17 protein-coding genes are annotated in these 21222 nt (G+C 46.1%); 15 read left to right on the top strand and 2 right to left on the bottom strand.

The features are described from left to right. Both K9J17_12950 and K9J17_12945 read left to right on the top strand, forming a co-directional pair. A partial coding sequence (locus K9J17_12950; protein MCF8277634.1) for a response regulator occupies positions 1–2576 on the top strand: 2576 nt, incomplete at its 5' end. Further along, entirely contained in the window at positions 2569–3603 is a 1035-nt protein-coding gene (locus tag K9J17_12945) for a response regulator (protein MCF8277633.1), read from the top strand. The genes K9J17_12950 and K9J17_12945, both read left to right, overlap by 8 nt. A 71-nt stretch (positions 3604–3674) precedes the next feature. On the opposite strand, the gene K9J17_12940 is transcribed toward K9J17_12945, so the two are convergent. Then, positions 3675–6653: a PAS domain S-box protein gene (locus tag K9J17_12940; GenBank protein ID MCF8277632.1), complete on the bottom strand. Its 2979-nt coding sequence runs from the start codon at positions 6651–6653 to the stop codon at positions 3675–3677. A gap of 348 nt (positions 6654–7001) precedes the next feature. Here K9J17_12940 and K9J17_12935 point away from each other — a divergent pair, with 348 nt between their 5' ends. The 13 genes from K9J17_12935 to K9J17_12875 all read left to right on the top strand — a co-directional run bounded on the left by K9J17_12935 (position 7002) and on the right by K9J17_12875 (position 19225). Next, positions 7002–7892: a 3-hydroxybutyryl-CoA dehydrogenase gene (locus tag K9J17_12935; GenBank protein ID MCF8277631.1), complete on the top strand. Its 891-nt coding sequence runs from the start codon at positions 7002–7004 to the stop codon at positions 7890–7892. Between the two features lie 60 nt (positions 7893–7952). Next, complete coding sequence (locus K9J17_12930; protein ID MCF8277630.1) at positions 7953–8879, top strand: DUF3667 domain-containing protein; 927 nt, start codon at positions 7953–7955, stop codon at positions 8877–8879. Positions 8880–8960: 81 nt separating this feature from the next. Next, positions 8961–10160: a hypothetical protein gene (locus K9J17_12925; protein ID MCF8277629.1), complete on the top strand. Its 1200-nt coding sequence runs from the start codon at positions 8961–8963 to the stop codon at positions 10158–10160. 76 nt (positions 10161–10236) lie between these two features. After that, positions 10237–13674 (top strand): T9SS type A sorting domain-containing protein, encoded by a 3438-nt coding sequence (locus K9J17_12920; GenBank protein MCF8277628.1) that lies wholly within the window; start codon positions 10237–10239, stop codon positions 13672–13674. A gap of 59 nt (positions 13675–13733) precedes the next feature. Then, positions 13734–14579: a helix-turn-helix transcriptional regulator gene (locus K9J17_12915; protein MCF8277627.1), complete on the top strand. Its 846-nt coding sequence runs from the start codon at positions 13734–13736 to the stop codon at positions 14577–14579. A gap of 69 nt (positions 14580–14648) precedes the next feature. After that, positions 14649–15212: an SRPBCC family protein gene (locus K9J17_12910; GenBank protein ID MCF8277626.1), complete on the top strand. Its 564-nt coding sequence runs from the start codon at positions 14649–14651 to the stop codon at positions 15210–15212. 20 nt (positions 15213–15232) lie between these two features. After that, positions 15233–15415 (top strand): DUF2892 domain-containing protein, encoded by a 183-nt coding sequence (locus K9J17_12905; protein MCF8277625.1) that lies wholly within the window; start codon positions 15233–15235, stop codon positions 15413–15415. 42 nt (positions 15416–15457) lie between these two features. Then, entirely contained in the window at positions 15458–15766 is a 309-nt protein-coding gene (locus tag K9J17_12900; protein ID MCF8277624.1) for a DUF1330 domain-containing protein, read from the top strand. A gap of 48 nt (positions 15767–15814) precedes the next feature. Then, positions 15815–16078 carry a hypothetical protein gene (locus tag K9J17_12895; GenBank protein ID MCF8277623.1) on the top strand — a complete coding sequence of 88 codons (264 nt, stop codon included), beginning with the start codon at positions 15815–15817 and terminating at the stop codon, positions 16076–16078. 51 nt (positions 16079–16129) lie between these two features. Beyond that, complete coding sequence (locus K9J17_12890; GenBank protein ID MCF8277622.1) at positions 16130–16642, top strand: NAD(P)H-dependent oxidoreductase; 513 nt, start codon at positions 16130–16132, stop codon at positions 16640–16642. 34 nt (positions 16643–16676) lie between these two features. Continuing rightward, positions 16677–17069, top strand: a complete 393-nt coding sequence (locus K9J17_12885) for a DUF1801 domain-containing protein (protein MCF8277621.1) — start codon at positions 16677–16679, stop codon at positions 17067–17069. 90 nt (positions 17070–17159) lie between these two features. Further along, entirely contained in the window at positions 17160–17735 is a 576-nt protein-coding gene (locus tag K9J17_12880; protein MCF8277620.1) for a YdeI/OmpD-associated family protein, read from the top strand. A gap of 68 nt (positions 17736–17803) precedes the next feature. After that, positions 17804–19225 carry a serine hydrolase gene (locus K9J17_12875; GenBank protein ID MCF8277619.1) on the top strand — a complete coding sequence of 474 codons (1422 nt, stop codon included), beginning with the start codon at positions 17804–17806 and terminating at the stop codon, positions 19223–19225. A 160-nt stretch (positions 19226–19385) separates the two neighbouring features. Here K9J17_12875 and K9J17_12870 read toward each other — a convergent pair whose 3' ends face one another. Next, positions 19386–21212: a right-handed parallel beta-helix repeat-containing protein gene (locus K9J17_12870; GenBank protein MCF8277618.1), complete on the bottom strand. Its 1827-nt coding sequence runs from the start codon at positions 21210–21212 to the stop codon at positions 19386–19388. Between the last annotated feature and the right edge of the window lie 10 nt (positions 21213–21222).

Genomic DNA, 21222 nt, shown 5'->3' with positions numbered 1-21222 from the left:
TCTTGCTTACTTTCAGCGTGACGAATTGTCTTCATACCATGACTTTAAAACCATCTGTGAAGCACACAAGTGAACTCGTAAAATACACCATTTATGGTGCGCTGTTCGGGTGTTGCTTTCCCGTTATCGGAACTGTTCTCCAAAGTTTTGTGGAGTTTGGAGATGCCAGTTGGCCGCATCTTATTGCAAGCCAAAAGGGCTCGCCATTGCTTTGGATCATAGATACTGCACCGCTCTTTCTTGGCCTCTTTGCATCCTTTGGTGGTCGCCAGATGGACGTGGTAAAACTGAAGAATGCCGAAGTAGAAGAAAAATACGTGCAAATGAGTGCGCTGCGCGAATTGGCTGAAGATGCCAATCGTTCCAAGAGCGACTTTTTGGCCAACATGAGCCACGAGATTCGTACTCCTATGAATGCCATCATCGGACTGAGTTACCTCACACTGAAGACGGCCTTGGAACCTAAGCAGCGGGAAAACCTGCTCAAGATTCAACGAAGCAGCGAATCGTTGATGCAGATCATCAACGATATTCTCGATTTCTCGAAGATTGAAGCGGGCAAACTCGCCTTCGACTCGGTCAACTTCAATCTGGAAGCCCTTATCAACGATGTGGCAGAATTGGTGAACGTGAAGTTGCGCAAGAAGCGCGACATCGAATTCATCATTGAGTTTGATCGCGACATTCCTGCAGATATGAAAAGCGACCCGCTTCGCTTGCGCCAAGTGCTACTGAACCTATTGGACAATGCAGTGAAGTTTACAGAGCATGGCGATGTCAAGCTGGTCTGTCGTGTCAGTGAACGGCTCGAAAATGGACTTCGCATTCATTTTTCAATCACTGATAGCGGTATTGGCATCAGCCCAGAACAACAGCAAAAACTCTTCTCCGCTTTTCAGCAGGCTGATGTGAGCACCACGCGGAAATTCGGAGGCACTGGCCTTGGCCTTGTCATCAGTCAGCGATTGGTGGAATTCATGCAAGGCGAATTGAAAGTACGCAGCGAAGAAGGAAAAGGGAGTGAATTTTATTTCGATGCCTTTTTTGCCTTTGCAGATGCCGAATATGTGGTTTCCACCAAAAGACCGAAAAGTGTGGAAGGAATCCGCGTGCTATTGGTAGACGATTCGGACACAGCCCGAATGGTATTACACGACATGTTGGTGTCCTTTGGTTTTGAAGTACTGCAAGCCGATAATGCCCAAGATGCCATAGAGCTTTATCGCACTGAATCGGAAAAAGAACCCATCGCTCTTATCATTACCGATTGGTCTATGCCCGAAATGAATGGCGTGGATATGTTGGAGCAACTGCAACGCGAAAAGGTAAAGACCAGCCCAAGTGTGTTGATGGTTTCTGCTTATGGAGTGGAAAACATTGGCCTTGCTGCACATAACAAAACCTTGATTGATGAGTTTCTGGTAAAACCAGTCAGCCCATCGGTGCTGTTCGATACCATTCAAAAGAGCCTCTACAAGAACAAATTTGCCGCAGCCGTTGGCACTGCCGAATCGGGCGACATAGACCACTTTGCCCTATTGCTTACAGGCAAACATGTGCTTTTGGTAGAAGACAACGAGATAAACACCGAATTGGCCATTGAACTGCTGAAGGATGTGGGTGTGGAAGCAACGCACGCGGCCAATGGTCAGCTTGCAGTAGATACGCTACAGACAATGAGTTTTGATGCCGTGCTGATGGACATTCAAATGCCCGTTTTGGATGGATTGAGCGCCACACGTAAGATACGTGAACTGAAATTGCACGATGGAAAACCCATCATTGCCATGACGGCACATGCCATGGCCGGAGAACGCGAAAAAAGCTTGGCAGCAGGAATGAATGAGCACATTTCCAAGCCCATCAATCCAAAGTTGCTGTACCAGACCTTGGTCGATTTTTTAGTGCCACGTGGTTTTCAACCAAGTGCGGAACAGGCAGAACTGGCCAAAACCAAAAAGACGGAAACGCCTAGCATTTTCCCTACCATTGATGGCATAGACGTGAATGATGGCCTGCTAAGATGTGGAGGAAAAGCCACACTTTACACCAAGATCCTCCTATCGTTCGCCAATAAATATGCTTCAGTAAACAAAGAGGTGAACAAACTCATTAAAGCCCAAGACACACAGGAACTAAGTAGCCTGATGCATGCCTTGGCGGGTGTGGCGGGCAATATTGGAGCATTGGATCTGGGCAAAAGGGCTCGAAGCGTATCACATTCTTTCAGCGACCCAAGCGGATTGGATGTAGACCTGCTTTATACCGAAGCTTCAGACCTAGCGGCCATCTTCGTAAAACTGTGCGCCAGCATTAAAGACAAGTTGGAGCAAGATGTGCAGGAAGAAGCCAGTCTTCCTGCAATTGACACAGAAGCCTTGAAAAATCTACTGGCAAGAACGAAAAAACGTATTTCAGATAACGATCCATCTGCTGTTGACCTGCTGGATGAGGCCATGGCAACCTATGATTTTGGAACAAACAAGCAATGGATAGATGCTGCCCATAACGCCCTTAGCGAAATGGAATTTGATGATGCCCTGGACATGCTGAATAAGATGGAAGGGCATGAATAGTTTTGGACTTACCGTAACCGGTAGAAACACGATTCTTATTGTAGACGATTCGGTTGAGAATCTGCAACTACTTACCGCCCTACTCAAAGATACCTACAACATTAAGGTAGCCAAGAACGGATTGAAAGCTGTGGAACTGGTAACCAAAGATGCTTCTATCGACTTGGTATTGATGGATGTGATGATGCCCGAAATGGATGGATACACAGCTTGCCAGCATTTGAAATCGAATGAACTGACTGCGTCTGTTCCCATCATTTTTCTCACTTCACTGAACGAAGCCTCTGACGAGACCAAAGGTTTTGCCATTGGCGGTGCCGATTTCATCTCAAAACCCTTCAATGCGCAAGTGGTTCAGGCGCGTATCAAAACACACATCGACCTTCAGATTGAGCGCCAAAAATCAGATGCGCTGCTTCGCTACTTGCTGCCAAGTGCTGTTATTCAGGAGTTGAAAAAGACGGGTGGTTATCAACCCGTAATCCATGAGCACACGAGCATCATGTTCTGCGATATGGTGGACTACACAGGCATCACCTCGCACCTAGCACCAACCGTACTTGTAGATGAGCTGACAGACATTTTTACTGGTTTTGATGAGGTGATAACGAGCAACGGATGCATGCGTATTAAAACCTTGGGCGATGGCTACATGGCTGCGTCTGGCGTTGGAGGTAAAGTAGACATGCAGCACGCGGAAAAGCTGGTGACGGCCGGATTGGAGATCATTGATTTTCTGGACAAACGAAACAGCACGCATGAGCAACAATGGACGTGCCGCGTTGGCATTCATTCCGGTAGTCTTATTTCTGGTTTGGTAGGCAAAACCCGCTGTCAGTTTGATGTAATGGGTGATGATGTGAATATTGCTTCGCGCGTTGAAAGCAATGGCCGCCCTATGAAATTGACCATTACCGAAGCCACTGCTTCCCTCCTATCCCCTGGTGCATTTAAATTAGAACAACTTGGCCTAGCTGACCTGAAAGGCAAAGGCGAAATGATGCTCATAGACGCAAGCCGCGCCTAAGTATCCGTTTTGCTATCTCGTTCCAATAAGTGCAGATTCTTTCTCAAGAAGGTATCGCTTGAGTAGAATTGCTACATCTCAATTCCCAGCACCATCACATCATCAACCTGAAAATTTGTGCCCGACCAATCCTTGAATTCCTTCTTTAAGATGGAGTACTGCATTTCTACAGGAACCGTTCGCAGTTCATCTAGCTTTTTTTTGAATCGCGTTTTGAGATATTTTTTACCACTTATACCGCCAAACTGATCGTAATATCCATCAGATGTGAGGTAGATACGCTGCCCTGGAACAATTGGGAAACGCATGGTGGTGAAGACTTTTTCTCCGTCTGCCATGGCACCACCAATTGCAAACCGATCGGGGGCAAATTCCTTCATGACTTGATTCTCATCTGAAATGAAAAGTGGCCGAAGCGCTCCTGCATAATACAGCTCATTGAAATAGGTATCTACGGCACATATGGCAATATCCATCCCATCCTTCACTTCTTCTTGGTCTCCTTTTACAGCATCCTTCAATCGCTTATCAAGAATCTGAAGTATTTCGGCAGGATTTTCAATGTGCTCTTCTACCACGATACGTTCTAAAAGGCTGTTTGCAATGATGGATATCAATGCGCCAGGAACCCCGTGACCAGTACAATCGGCTACAGCAACAAACTTCTTATTCGGTGTTTGGTGGCACCAAAAGAAGTCTCCACTTACAATATCCCTTGGCATGGAAAGCACAAAAGACTTCGGAAACACTTGGTTCAATTGGCTATGACTGCACAGTCGACTAACCTGAATACGCTTGGCATAATTGATACTGTCAAGGATGTCCTTGTTTTTTTCCTCCAACTCTGCTGTGCGCAGTTGCACGCGGTTTTCCAATTCTTCTAAGGTCTTTTCCAATTGCCGCTCTGCATTTTTCCGGTCGGTTATGTTATCGTGCGAGATGACGATCATCTGAACACGACTTTCAAACTTCATAACACGCATACTGAACCATCGCTTCTCATTGGGCGAATGGCAAGGATATTCCATGTAAAATGAAGCTTGGTTTCCAGACATTACGGTTTTAATGCCTTCAATTGCCTGATCTGCCGAGCGGTCTCCATTCTTGGCTGAACGTTCGCACGTTCGGAAATAATTGCATCCAACGCCAACCCTTTCCAAATCTGTTGCCCCGTTGTTCAAAGCAAAATCTGTCCACGACTGATTGACCGCCACTATTTCTCCCGCACTGTCTAAAACGGCAATTTCTGAACTGAGAGAGTTCAATACTCCCCTATTGAAGGCTTCGCTCTCTATCAGTTTCTGCTCTGCAATACGTTGATCGGTCGTGTCCTGAACCACGCCATATAACCTTGTCGGAGCCTTGTTTTTCCCAAACTCAAATTTCCATTGGATGTATAAGTATTTCAGCTTGCCATCCTTTGAAATGATCCGACAAGTTGTGGAACCTGCTTCCAATGTTTCGAACGCAGAATTGAACCCTTCAACTACACTATCTCGATCCTCTGGATAAACAAGCTCAAAGAACCGTTCTGGTGCTGCTTCTACCTCTCTGACCTTAAATCCCATTATCAGGTAATACTCATCAGACCAGTAAATCTTATCTCGAACCAGATCCATTTCAAAGCTTCCCATCTTAGCCAGACGTTGTGCTTCAACCAGTTTTGATTCGCTCCGAAGGATATCCTTTTCTGTCTGGCGCTGCATGGCGTCTTTTTCCATCACTTCCAGCGCAAACGAAATATCACCCGCAGCCTCGTCCACGAGTTCTATCTCCTGCTGATCAAAGAAATCCTCTTCTGTTGATACAAGGTAGAATACTCCGATCACCTGATCGAAAACCTTAATGGGCAGAATCATGATCGATTTCAGTCCAATTTCGCTCATCTCTGTCTTCCAAGGAGCAATGAACGTGTCTTCCATAATGCGATTAAGGATCACATTCTTACCAGTGAATAAAGCTTCACCAGTGGGTGTACCACGAAGTTCTGGTAGTGAATACTCTAAACCATGCTTATTGAGAAAAGCAAGCCATTCAGGACTGCCTTTCATACTTACCTTAATCAGCTTGTCATTGTCATCGATCATACTGATCCAAGCACAGGAATACATTCCTATGTCGATGGAAACCTGACAGACCTTATCAAAAAGTGGTTGCCTTTCGCGAATGTGGACGATGCTCTTGTTGACCGCACTGATGTAGGCATAGAGTCGATTAGCCCGTATGAGTTTCTCTTCTGTCTGCTTACGCTCCGAAATGTCTGCCCGAATGGCCAGGTACTGATACGGTTTACCTTCGTTGGTAAGAAATGGGACAATGGTGGTATCAACCCAGTAGAAGCTACCATCCTTTGCTCTGTTCTTCATTTCCCCGGTCCAAACCTTTCCATTGGCTATCGTTTTCCACAACCCTTTGATGAATTCCTTGGAATGATGGCCCGAGTTGATGATGCGATGGTCTTGCCCTATCAGTTCTTCTCGAGCATATTTCGATATATCACAGAAATTATCATTCACATGTCCAATAATGCCCTTATGATCTGTAATGGCCACGATGGAAGATTCGTTAAGCGCATATTTATAGTCGCCTATTTCCTTTAATGCCTGTTCGAGTTCCACTGATCCGATTTCGACCTTTTTTTTCAGAAGAGAATGCAAAGCCGCTTGCCCGTTCTCAATTGCCTTTCTATCGGTCAGATCTCGGGTCACTTTGGTAAACCCGATGATGTCTCCTTGCTCATTACGAACAGCCGTAATAAGTACACTTGCCCAAAACCGTGAGCCGTCTTTTCGTAAGCGCCAACCTTCATTCAATGCTTTACCGTTGGCTATGGCCTCGGTAATGAGTTTCTGCGGAAGGTCGTTCTCTACATCTTCTTTCGTGTAGAATAACGTGAAATTCTTTCCGATGATCTCCTGTGCAGCATATCCCTTGAGTTTCTTAGCTCCCTTATTCCAATTGACAACATTTCCGTCTAGATCCAATAAGAGAATTGCATAATCCTCTATTTCCGAGATCATGCGTTCATAGATGTTTTCCGCGGTTTTCATTGTCTTCCAGTATAATTCCTTTCAGAAAGGTAAAGAGTTACACATTCAACATCCGTACTTCCGCGTGTTAACTTGTTGACATTATGTTGGATTCCCGATTGAATCTAGTTGCCACAAAAAACAGAAGCTTTCATTTCTACGTGATTTAACGAGAAAACCCTACGTAATGCTAGTAATACTATTAAGTAATTTACTTGCTTAATGAGCAGTACCCATCGTCAGTTTGCTTGATCAGGAGATAATTGAAAACCTGCCAAATGGTAGAAAAGCCATGATAATGCCTTAGTCTTTACATTCATTTCTACGTTATTTGGTAAGCTGATTATATTCGCGCCAAACAAACACACGATGAAGAACATTACGGTTATTGGTGCTGGAACCATGGGAAACGGAATTGCGCACGTTTTTGCGCAGAACGGTTTTACGGTTTCCTTGGTTGATGTAAGCAAAGACTCGTTGGAAAAGGCCAAGAATACCATTGCCAAAAACCTTGACCGCCAAATTGCCAAAGGCACCTTTACCGAAGACCAAAAGCTGAAAACGCTAGGTAATCTCTCATTCCATACTGACCTTGAGAAAGGAGCCTCAAATGCCGACCTTGTAGTGGAAGCCGCTACCGAGAACAAGGAATTGAAGTTGAGCATCTTCTCTAAATTGGAAGGCATTTGCCCAGAAAAAACCCTATTTGCCAGCAATACTTCTTCCATCTCCATTACGCAGATAGCAGCAGCCACCAAACGTGCCGACAAGGTAATCGGTATGCATTTCATGAATCCGGTGCCGGTGATGAAACTGGTAGAGATCATCCGTGGCTATTCCACTTCGAATGATACTACGGCCAAGATCGTGGCGCTGAGCAAAAAGCTGGAGAAAGTTCCTGTAGAAGTGAACGATTACCCTGGTTTTGTGGCCAACCGCATTTTGATGCCGATGATCAATGAGGCCATCGAAACGCTTTACCACGGTGTGGCAGGCGTAGAGGAAATAGACACGATCATGAAATTGGGAATGGCACACCCTATGGGCCCCTTGCACTTGGCAGACTTTATTGGACTAGATACCTGCCTAAGCATCATGCGCGTGTTGCACGAAGGCTTGGGCAACCCGAAATATGCCCCGTGCCCGCTATTGGTAAATATGGTGGCCAGCGGAAATCTTGGCGCCAAAACGGGCAGCGGATTCTATACCTATATCGCAGGTTCTAAAGACAAAACGGTATCAGATTATTTCGCCAAGTAGTTCTATTTCAGAATATCGCCACCAGCTGCGGCTTGGCCAATATTTAGCGTAATTTTCGGAATGGCTTCCAATAATAAGGTCTGTTCGAATTGCCATGCGCCTATAAAAGCTGCGCACAAGTTTTGCGCCACTTGCGGGCAAGAGCAACGCAATCTGCACATCGGTTTTTGGGAACTCATAAAAGAATACGTATCGGACAATTTCAATTTCGATACGCGACTGATGATCACCCTCAAGTACCTGCTGTTCAAGCCTGGGTTGCTGACGCAAGAGTTCAGCGCTGGTCGCAGAGCATCTTACGTTCCTCCCATTCGGCTTTACCTCTTCATTTCGTTCATTGGGTTCCTGGTTATGGGCTTTGATGTCGAGGATTGGAAAAATTGGAACACAAAACCCACAAAAAAGGAGAATGCCACCTTATCAACTGATTCTACTATCACGAACAAAAGCGACTCTGGCTTCGTTACCCTTAAAGGTTCCAACCCTGACTTAGGCGCAGAAATCGACCTAATCATCCCGGAACTTGAACTAGAGGAATCCAGCATTGCATTACGTCTGGTAACCCAACTGAGCCGACTACTGGATGACCCTGATAAACATGGGTCACAATTCCGCGATGAATTCTACAAGAATCTTTCGCTTTCCATGTTTTTTCTGATGCCTGTATTTGCGCTGCTCATGTGGTTAATGTGGGGCAAACCGCGTCCTTTTTATATCGATACGGTAATTTTCTCACTCCACCTGCACTCATTCATTTTCCTATTACTCATCATTAGCAACCTCGTTTCCTTACTTATCGACTCGGATTGGCTAGATCCCTTGGTAGTGATTTTGACGCTCAGCTACCTGATATTCGGACTCAAGAGACTCAAGAACATTTCAACCTTTCGCGCCATTGGCAACACGGTTGGTCTTTCGTTAGTCTACTTATTGATCGTTGTTTTAACCATGTTTATCATCGGAGTGATAAGCATTTGGTTGTTCTAGGAGATTGATCAAATCCGATTCACCTTAGCTTTTTAAACCATTCGGTTATCTTCATCCACCAAGAATGAGTAATTCTGTAGTGTGAGCATCGATTCCATTTTTCTTCTCTCTATTCCTGTTATTGCCGCGCTGGTCGGTTGGCTTACCAACAAACTGGCAGTTTACATGACTTTCTACCCGTTGGAATATGTAGGCAAACGTCCCTTTGGATGGCAAGGGATCATACCATCGAAGGCCTATAAAATGTCTACCAAAGCGGTAGAATTGGTCACCTCCAAACTCATTTCGGTAGAGGAGGAATTCGAGAAGTTGGATGCAAAAGGAATCACCGAAGAAATGAGACCGCATTTGGATCAACTCAGCAAAGCCATTATTGATGAGGTGATGAAAAAGGAGTTGCCTATCATTTGGAGGCTGCTTCCGAAAGCAAGCATCGATGAACTCCATCGTGATGCAACGGCTCAATTTCCATTGGCGATTGAAAACGTCCTACTGGATGTAAAAAAAGACATTCATCAACTTCTTGACATCAATGGAATGATGGTAGAAGGATTGACCGAAGACCCTGCGCTGCTGAACAAGATCTTTCTGAAATGTGGAGAACAAGAGTTCAAGTTTATAGAGACATCTAGTTTTGTATTCGGCTTTCAATTTGGCGTTATCCAAATGATTGTTTGGCACTTCTATCAGCATTGGTGGCTACTTCCTTTGGGTGGATTGGTAGTTGGCTACCTCACCAACTTCCTGGCGCTCAAACTCATCTTCCGTCCCATTCACCCAGTCAAGATCGGTCCGTTCGTCTTACAAGGACTTTTTATGAAACGACAGAACGAAGTATCGGAGGAATACGCCCGCATTCTATCTTCTGAATTACTCACTTCTAAGCACATTTTTGAATATGCGATAAGCAAACACGGAATGGACCCGATTGCTGAATTATGCAGGAAACACGTGAATGGCCTGATGGATTCAGCCGTAGGAAAAACACGAAGAACCTTGCTCCAATTTGCAGTAGGAAGCAGAAAATACGAGCGGATAAAGCACCTGGCCAGCGAAATGGTGGTAGAAGCGCTTCCTGCTTCCATTTCGGGAATGTTTGATTATGCCGATAGGCAATTACAGATCGGAACTACCATTGAGCACAAACTCAAATCGCTATCTAAATTGGACTTCGAAGACGTGCTCCATCCCATTTTTAAAGAGGATGAATTCACGCTTATCGTTGTAGGAGCCGTGCTTGGCGCCTTAGCCGGATTCATTCAGATGCTGTTCGTGCTTTAACTCGGCAAAACTGTCTTTACAGCTACGAGCCACTTATAGTCCGTACCCTTATCTTTATCGCTCAATCAAACTACGTATGAGACAATTTCTACTCGCTGTCTGCGCCCTTTTTCTATTCAATTCAGTTCAGGCACAGCAAGACACGACTTGGGTGCAGACCCTCGATTTTACCGACATAACCAAACGAAGAGACTGGTATCAGTTTCCAGAAGCATCGCAAGAATACCGCAAGATCCTGATGTACTACACGCTGAAATGCGATGCAGCCACCACGCAGGATGGCTATGCCTGTGGCGAATGGGATTACCTCACCTATTCGCATGTATATGATCATACAGGAATACTCGACAGCAATCTACAGAACCATCCGCATTATCTGTATGGCGGTCAGAACCTCGACTCGCTGTGGTACACCACAACGCCACAGTTCAACACCGTTGAATCTTACGAATATTCCACTACTATCGATGCTGTGAATTCGGAAACACTTTACGTCTATGACCAAATGGACGGCACCAACACGCGTCCGTTTGCGGGCTACAACCGTGCTCGTTCGCAGTTTCTATGGACAGCAGCCGAGCTGACAACTGCCGGTATGAGTGCCGGAGACATCCACCGATTGCGAATTGAGCTTACCAGCCAATGGGCAGACCTTGGCAGACTCACCATTTCCATGAAGAATACCTCAACTGCCGTTCCTACCGGTTTCGAATTAGGAATGACCGTGGTGTACGATCAAACAACCCCATTCAATTTTGGAGCGAGTCCTTATTATTTCGACTTCCTTACCCCGTTTACATGGGATGGAACTTCGAATATCCTGATAGAGTTTGCTTATTATGCTGATGGCACGGGCGGATCGAACCAAACGGGATTTCATACCACCGATGACACTTCGGGCGTGTACGCTTCAGGCCTAGATAATGCCATTGTTTTTGAACCTTCCAAATACATGGAAATACCTTTGGGCGGAACCGATTTTGGCGATGAAGTAACGGTGTCGTTCTGGTCTTTCGGAAATGCGGATGTGCAGCCTGCCGATTCCTATGCTTTCGAAGCGGTGAACACTTCTGGTCAGCGTGTACTGAACGTTCATCTACCTTGGAGCAACGGCAACATCTACTGGGATGCAGGCGAAGGAAGCGGATACGACCGCATTTTTAAACCTGCCGCAGCGGTGGAATATGAAGGTAATTGGGCGCATTGGGCTTTTACCAAGAATGCAGCTACTGGCAGCATGAAGATCTACAAGAATGGAACGCTATGGCATTCTGGCACAGATCTGAACCTTTCAATTGGAGAGATTGATAGATTCTTTGTAGGGCGAGGATTTTCTTCTTCCAATTCGCACAACGGAATGATGGACGAATTCAGAGTTTGGAACGTTGAATTGGACGAAGCCACCATTGCCGAATGGATGAATAAGCGAGTTGACAACAACCATCCGAACTATGCCAACTTACTGGCTTATTACGATTTCGACCAGCCAGATTATCAGTTGACAGATCAATCAGGAAACGGTCAAGACCCTTTGCTATTGGGCGCGCCAGCAGTGGTAGCTAAATCGTGGGATGCCTACGGATTGAATACAACATTGACATCCGACCGACCGTTGGTGAAATTCGCACAGGGCGATTACACCACACACTTGGATTCTGCTGTGGTCAGCACTTCGGTTCCAGTTGTTCCAATCACTATCACAGAATTTGAAGTGCAAGGCAATGGCATTCAACCTCTTGGCACCACCTTGGGCTACGCGGGCGAAACCTACACATGGCATGCCGATGGAAACATCGACACCGCTGAGATTGTGAACGACATGGTTTCTTACAACGACACGCTTTGGTATTATTCCGAGCCATTTGAAGTGATTGACCGCTACGAAATTGCCCGATTCATCACACCTTATGGCATCAACCTAAGCCTTGGTCCGCAAGGGTTTACATGGGTTTATGATGTAACTGATTATGCTCATTTACTGCACGATTCAGTTGACATTGAGAACGGAAACCAGCAGGAATTGATCGATGTCCGTTTTGCCATGATTTCTGGAACACCGATGGCGGACGTGGTTGAAATGAGCCGTCCGTGGGGGCAATCTGGCTCTTTCTCGTACGGCAATTTGGATGATGATATATCCCTCGCGCCAACAGATGTGGCAATTCAGGCAAATGCCGAACACTTTAAATTGAAGACACGTCTTACAGGTCATGGACACAACACAAGCAATGCAGGTGGTGCCTATCCACATTGCTGCGAATGGAAGGATAATACCCACACACTGAGAGTAAATGGTTCGCAAGCGGCATCGTGGCACATTTGGCAAACGCACGATTGTGCTCAGAATCCGATCTATCCGCAAGGTGGAACGTGGCCAGGCGCGCGCGAAGGTTGGTGTCCTGGCGATGTGGTCAAGGACAACGAATTCATGATCACTGACCGTGTTTCTGGTTCTTCGGTCAACCTCGATTACGCCATCACGCCTGTTCCTGCAAACAACCCAGGTATGGCAGGTGGAAACTACGTGATCGCCATGCATCTGATGCAATATGGCGCTGCCAATCATAGCTTGGATGCAGAGGTTTACGATGTGCTTTCTCCCAACAACTGGGAATATTATTCGCGTACCAATCCGTATTGCGATGATGCCAAGATCATTATCAGAAACGCTGGCGAAACCACCCTCACAAGCCTAACCATTACCTACAAAGTAGAAGGCGGTCAGCCTGCCACATACAATTGGACAGGAAACCTGGCCTTCATGCAAAAAGAGGAGGTGACCTTGCCGATCGATGAAGGAAGTTTTTGGCTTTACGGCACTTCGGGCAAATTCATTGTGACGGTTAGTGCGCCAAATGGAGGGACTGACCAATACGCTGGCAACGACAGCTACACCTCTACTTTCGACATGCCTGATGTGTATGAAGGCAATCTGATCGTACGCTACAAGACCAACAATTTCCCTTCGGAGAATTACTGGCAGGTTGTAGACATCAACGGAAATGTGGTTGCCGAACGAAGCAATTCAGACGCAAACACGCTCTACAATGATACCTTGGATCTGGCACCAGGCTGCTACACTTTCAACCTCTATGATTCGGAAGATGACGGACTTTCCTATTGGGCTTATACTGCTCAAGGTTCAGGATATTGCCGACTGAAGGAGAACGGAGGTGGCTACTACAAATACTTCGAATCTGAATTCGGAGGTCAGATCACCCATGGCTTTTCTGTTGGGGTTTTGGCCAACGTTCAACAGGCACAATCTCCATTGGGAATTAATGTTTACCCAAATCCGAATCAAGGTCAATTCACCTTGGAAATGGACGGCATGAATGGCGAATTCCGTATTCTGCTACTCAATTCAATTGGTCAGGTAGTGAGCGAAAGAACTGTGAATGTAAATCGCTTTTACGAAGGCCAGTTTCAACTGAATGAAGAAGCTTCAGGCATGTATTTCGTTAGGATATTGGGCGAAAACGTGAACGAAACACGCAGGGTGATCGTGCAATGACATTCAGTAATGGATGGAGTTGATTTCTGAACCATAATTATTGCGTTCTTCATCAGATCATGGAAGTCAGCGAAAGGTTTTTGATGTACAAGGGACTTCCTGTATTTGGAAGGGTAACCAAACCTAATTTCAATAGAGAAGCAAAAGAATATGCTACCGAGGAAGCCTGTTTCATCTTTGTGAACGAAGGACGGCTTTCGATTCGAGCGCAAGATCAACTACTGGAGATTGACCAGCAGCAAGGGCTTTTGGCCAAGTGCATCAACTTTTTCTATGAAGTTTCGCGCAAGCAACGCCAGCTTGGTGATGGTGTGGACGTGATCGGAGTTCTTCTTCATCCGTCTATTATGGAAGAGCTGTTTGAAGCCGACTTCAGCCTACCGGCCTTTCGTGTCAATTTTAACCTGAAACAAGTTCAGATAGACGCATTACTTGACGCTTTCAGACAGAGTATTGCCATCCTTATAGACAATCCTGAACTAGCAGATGAGGCCATGCTTCGAAACAAATTGAAGGAGTTTGTGCTTCTGTTGGCCAAAAGATCCAACGCACCCTCGTCCATCGATTTTCTAGCGGCCATGTTCAAACCGAACCATGTGGAGTTCAAAACCGTGGTTCAATCCAACCTCTATTCCAGTCTATCGGTAGATGAATTGGCGAAACTTTGCCACATGAGCACTTCATCCTTCAAACGGAAATTCAAGGAGGTTTATGGCGAAAGTCCGAAGACCTACATTGCCCTGAAAAAGATTGAAAAAGCATCTAACCTTTTGCAGATAAAGAGCAATCGTGTTTCTGATGTGGCTTACGATGTAGGATTCGAAACCGTCTCCACTTTCAACCGCAGTTTCAAATCCGTTGTCGGAAAATCTCCCACCGAATATCGTTTGGCCCAAACTGCGTAGTTTCTGACCTGATTTACGAAGTATTCCGACTTCTTGTTCTGGAGATTTGTACCATCAAATTTCAGAACCATGAGACACTCAACCCCGCGTATCAAGCAAGTCGGTAAAACCCCTACAGAGATCACACTCGAATTAGAGATCAAGAAACCGATTGAAGAAGTTTGGGCGGCATTTGCCAAAGTGGAAAACATCTATTTAAGTGCGTCAACCGTTAGTCGCTCAACCCTCGTTTCGGAAGTAACACACGGAATGGGAGCTCAGCGACATATGGAAATGTCCATCATGCCAGGGGCCACCTTGGACGAACGTGTGATAGCTTGGGAAGAGGGCGTTTTCATGGAACTGGAAGCCGTGGTGATCAAGGGCATGCCTGATCTAGCAACCATGGGAGGAACATTCGATTTTACCAGAACAGGTTCGCACAGTACGGTCTTGCGATCTACGCTCAACTATTCTATGAGCAACGGGTTCTTTGGAATAATGAACCGCCTAATGATGAGTGGCGTGTTCGCCTATCTCTGGACATCCATCTTATCTGGCTACAAACTTCACATAGAAACGGGCCAAGCCATAACTGGCAAAACAAAACTCCCAACCCACGCGGTGCGGAAAATCAGCAAAACCATTCAATAAAACTTTAAAACACAAACACTATGAATAAGAACGTAGGAACAGCAGACAGAGTAATCAGAACCGTTGTTGGTCTGAGCATTATCGGAGCAGGAATTTATTTCGCTAGTTGGTGGGGAGCAGTTGGCGGTGTACTGATGATACCGGCCATTCTCGGTTCAGACCCCGTTTACGTTTGGGTTGGTGTGAATACGAATAAGAAATAAGACACGTTTCCAAGTAGCTCTTAACCCTTAAAAACACCCCTCATGGAAGAATCAAAAACATACCTACTGATCAACACCATTCCCAACCCAGAAAACATGACGGGATTTCAATTGTACCTGTCTAAGATCATTCCGATTTTTATGAACGCGGGAGGCAAAGGAATAGGCAGATACAAGACCGTAGAACAAGTGATGGGTAGCAGCGGCATTAAAGCATCGGCCGTCTTCGAATTTCCGAGTGCACAGGCTATTAAGAATATGCTTGCTGGCGAGGAATTCAATTCGCTGAACCAACTCCGCTCAGAAGCTTACAAGCAGGTTGACCTATTGATCTGCGAAGCATTATCGTAATAAACCGTTGGTCAGAACAATTGAAGTCCATTGGGGTTTGTATCCTCAATGGACTTTTTACGTGATAACATCTGGCTCATTCTTTTCTTCGCTTGGGGCATGCCTTTGGGCGTATTCCGTAGCCGATTCCGCAAGATGGTTCACGAAACAGACGATTGGACCATCAACATCAAGCCCTATTTCGTAAAAGAAACGAAAGCGCTGTTGGGTTTCTTAACGATGGATCATCCCGACTTTAAGAAGACCCGAAACAATTACCGCTTGTATCTGATCATCTATTCCATACTGTTCGCAGTTTATCGGTTTCAATAGTCGTCTGGATAAGGTCTTCGTCAGGTAAAAAAAGACGCTAACTTTCGAGCAATGAAAACCATTCTCGCCATCAGCGGTTCTGCCAGTCCTGGCGGTTCCAATGCACAATTGCTACAAGTCATCAGCACAACATTTGCACATTCCTACAGCATTCAGGTGTTGGAAGAACTCTGGGAATTGCCGCTTTACACACCCGAATTGGAACATGCAGGTATTCCCGAAAAGGTGCAATTATTTCGAGAAGCAATCGGAGAAGCAGACGCGGTGATCATCTGTACTCCCGAATATGTACACAATATCCCAGCCGTACTGAAGAATGCCATTGAATGGGTAACCACATCGGGCGAAATTTCGGAGAAACCGGTGCTTCCGATCACGTTCTCTCCTGCTCCACCACGTGGCGAATATGCCATGATCTCGCTGTTGCAATCATTGCGGGCCTGCAATGCCAAGTTGGTTGCCGAACTGCCACTTTACAGGAATGAGTTGACGCTGCCTGATGGAACGATCGGATTGGACGAAGCGCATCATTTGCTATTAACCGAGGCACTAGCATTGTTGTAAGAATTCAGATATTCGTTGCTTTCGAAGTATTCGGATGAATATAGACATACGATCTTACAACGATTCTCTTTCGACAACCGACAAGACCGTTTGCGACCTATTGGAACAAGTGGTAAGCGAATATTTGCCAGAGGCTGTGAGTAAGATCTGGCATGCCCATCCCGTGTGGTTTCTAAATGGCAATCCCATAGTCGGATATAGTAAATCGAAAGCTGGAATCAGACTCATGTTCTGGAGTGGTATCGATTTTGAGGAAGAACAACTCAAACCCGGCAGTGGTAAATTCAAAGACGCGTCAATCGTTTATACCGAAATAAAGCAGGTAGATAGAACTGACCTACAGCGTTGGCTCGGAAAATCACGGAACATTCAATGGGACTACAAGAACATCGTCAAACGTAAAGGAATGCTTGAGCGATTGGTGTGATGGACCTTTCTATTTGCCTCTCTTTTTCTTCGAGATCATTCCAATTATTGTTCTACTACTTAATCAGGTTCAAAGCCTTAATTTGTCTGCATGAGCGAACAAGAAACCTTCTACCCCATCAGCGGCCAACATTGGCGCGAATGGCTGCAAGAAAACCACGATAAGAAGCAATCCATTTGGCTTGTTTGCTTCAAGATGAAGGCGAAAAAGCCTACCATCTCATGGAGTGACGCGGTAGACGAAGCTCTCTGTTTTGGATGGATAGACAGCACAAGGCGTTCTGTAGATGATGAACGATTCATGCAGTATTTCGGCAGACGGAAACCAAGCAGCACCTGGTCTAAGGTGAATAAAGAAAAGGTGGAACAGCTGATTGAAGCAGGGCGAATGACCAAGGCAGGCATTGCTTGCATCGAAATTGCCAAACAGAACGGTTCGTGGAGCATTTTGGATGAAGTGGAAGAAGTCACCATTCCAGATGATCTGGAAGCGGCTTTCGAGAAGTATCCAGGTTCAAAGAAGTTCTTTATGAGCCTAAGTCGCTCCGTGCGTAAACGCATGCTGCATTGGATTGTGATGGCCAAACGCGAAGAGACCCGACAGAAACGGATTACTGAAGTAGTTGGATGCACTGGTCAAGGGATAAGACCTATGCGATTCATATGATCATCCCCAGCAACCTCCTCTTCAGAAATTTAGGGAGCGCTAATAAACCGCTTCGTAAGTTTACCTCTATGAAGAGCTTCCCAATTTTAGCCGTAGCGTGTTTTATTCAGATCAGCGCGAATGCACAGAATCCAAACCCAAGTGCATCTGTCGATGATTTTATTCTGAGTGAGATGCAGTCAGAAAATGCTCCGGGCATGTCAACGCTAATTGTGAAAGGCGGTGAAATCGTTTGGGTTGAATCTTATGGTTTTGCCGATGTTGAGAATGCTGTTCCTGTGGCCGATTCTACCGTTTTCATGCTTGCCTCCGTATCGAAGGTATTTACAGGCACTGCTTTGATGCAATTGCACCAGAGCGGTGTGATCGATCTCGATCTGGACATCAACAATTACCTACCATTCGATATTGATGTACCGAATTTTGAAAGCGACAGCATTACCACCAGAATGCTAATGACGCACAGCTCTTCCATTGCAGACAATGACCCTGTGTTGGATACGTATTACAGCCTTGGCGACCCGACCATTACACTATCTGAACTGATTGAGCAGTATTTTTCCCCTTCGGGAAGCGATTACAGCGCAACCGAAAATTTCAACAACAATGCTCCAGGAACAGCCTACGCTTACAGCAACCTAGCCACAGCACTTGCAGGATATATTGTAGAGTCTGCATCCGGAATGGATTTCAGCGAGTATTGCAACCAGCACATATTCAATACCATTTGCATGCAGCATACATCGTGGTACTTTGCCGACTTCGATTCTTCCAAGGTAGCGCGTCCCTATCAATGGAATGGCAACCAGTACGTGCCCTACGCGCATTACGGATTTGCAGATTATCCGGATGGACAGTTGAGGTCGAACGTGCTAGACCTCGCAAACTTTCTCATCACCTATTTGCAAGGTGGTTCTTTTCACAGTCAAGCATTGCTTTCGGGCAGTTCGGTCAGCGAAATGCTCTCACAACAGATTCCTTCTCTCGAACCAAGCCAAGGGCTTAATTGGTATACAGAAGAGGTCTTTTTGACTGGTGGAGGAACAACAATCGTTTGGGGGCATAATGGTGGAGAGAGCGGTGTTTCTACAGACATTTACATAGACCCAACAACCGATATCGGCATTGTAGTGCTTTCCAACGGAGAGGGCGACAATCTGTATGTGGTAGATGAATTATACAATTACGCACTCTCACTTGCGCCTACTGGCGTAGGTAACCCGCCATGCGAACCAGCTGGAATAAGCGAAGCCACCATTGCAACGAAATGGAGCATCTACCCTAACCCAAGTAACGGTCTCGTTCATATAAAGAACAACCATGGCGCCTCAGGAATGCTAACTGTCTTCAATGCTCTCGGGCAAGTGGTTATTTCAAGAAAGGCCTTGCAACGCGAAATGGAAATTGACCTAGAGAACGCAGGTGTATACTACGTTCAGATTACCAGCGAAAATCAGCTCACGGTCAATTCAAAGATCGTAGTGCTCTAAGCCGCTACTAGATCACCGACAGAAAATCCTACTCTGAACCGATCGGAATACCGAGTTCTTCAGCCTTTTGGAGTTTCGATAGGGCCATCTTATCGAATGGCGGAGTAATCATCATGAAGCGGTTTTAAGCGAAGATTGCAGCCTAAGCGTATAGTCTTCCTCAATTCAACACCACCTTTTTGCTTCTCGTTATTTCCTTTGATTGTTGCACCAACAGATATAGTCCACGCGGTAAGTGGGCGGTTTCAATGGTGGTTGTTTGAATTCCAAGCGAATGGTTTTCATAGACGCGTTTACCCGCTGAATCGTATAGGTAGATGGCAATCTGCTCGTCTGCCACTTGAACGTTCAGTCTGTCTTGCGCAGGATTGGGATATACAAGGATTCCATCTGCTTTGGTATCTGCCGCTATTCCTGTAGGAACAGATGCCACTTCGAAAGCGCCTATATCCGAAATGCCCACACGATTGGCAGCTGCATAGTCTGTTGTTGCGCTTAGCGTAGGGTGGCCAGCATCCACAACGGGAGAACCAGCTAACGGAAGAAGGTTGAAATTGGGTGCCCCTGGTGCTGTGAACAGCGGATTTCCCGTCAATGAATGCTGATCGAAACCACGGGAAGAATTCCAAGCTGCCAAGGAACTACCAGCGCCCCATGTTGCACTCCCCTGCTGCTCCATCATGTTGTAATCAACGGCAACGTATGCTCCATCTGCCAGATCCATGGCGAAACCATTTCCATTATCCATCGAAACAAGGTTGCTTACCACCACATATCCCGTGCCTTCGCCACCTACAGCAATTCCTGTGGTTTGAGTACCTGCACCACGCAGATAGACGGAATTGTTTCTGACGGTGACATCGCTCATGGCCATGTCTTCCACACCTCGCACTCTGTCTGGTACAGCGATGGCTCTGATGCCAGCGGCAGATTCGTTGATGATGACATTGTTCTCAATGATGGCACCAGGAGCAGAAGCCACACCAATGCCCACGTTATACATATTCACAACGAGGTTGTTGCGAATGACCAGATTGGTGAAATACTCTGCCGCAGCATAACCAGGGTCTATGGCTATTCCCCAAGCATTACCCGTTACCTGACCAACGTCCTCATGCACGTAGTTTCCTTCTATGAGCAGGTTATCGTGATGTCCGTGCACCACCAGCGATACGCCATCTGCCAAGCCATTTACAATGGTTGCACGATACAATTCGTTGTTTCTGATAATGACGTTGTTTCCACTACTGAAATAGATGTTGTGGTTGTAAACTGCTAATCCGAAACCATTGTTCTCAAAGTAGTTGTCGGCAATAAGCAGCTCATCTCCCCCGCCCAAAAAACCTTGTGCCGAGCAGTTCATGATGGTGCAACTGGTAAGCGACATGCCTTGGTTCTGATAGTCGGCACCCGGATTGGCCGTATTGGCCCCACCCGAATGTACTCCGATCTCGAAATCAGAGAAATCGAGGTTATGCAGCGTGATGTGGTCGGCATCGTTGTAGGCAAACAGGCCCCACTGGCCCGTTCCGCCCCCACGCAGGTCTAAATTCTGGACGAGATAACCCTCGTCATGGTCCGCATTGCCTCCATCCGTAAAATTGAACAGATTGGTTGCAGAGCGTGCTTCGGTCAGTATGGGTTTGGCTGTGCCTCCCCACGTTGGGTCATAGCTATCAAACACAATGGGATTGGCAGCCGTTGAATTGAAATTATAAACGTTACCAATTTTGGCATCCACCCATGCGCCTCCTTTGGCAAAGAGAATCTGGTCGCCTGCTTGTAAGGTATTTACAACTACATTGACCTTGCTGGTTGATTGCCAAGCGGTGCTTGGGCTTGTTCCATTATTCGCATCATTTCCTGCTATGCAATTCGGGTCTGCACCCGTGGCGCAATCGCATACATAATAGTTGGTAGCAGCAAGGGGCTGCATTGCGAATTGGAAAGCCGCCAAGAGGCCCAAAAAGAGGTGAATTCGTTTCATGCATTAAGCA

Source organism: Flavobacteriales bacterium (genome assembly GCA_021739695.1).
Taxonomy (GTDB): domain Bacteria; phylum Bacteroidota; class Bacteroidia; order UBA10329; family UBA10329; genus UBA10329.
Note: the sequence above shows the minus strand (reverse complement) of the source record. Positions and strands in the feature narration are given on the sequence as shown.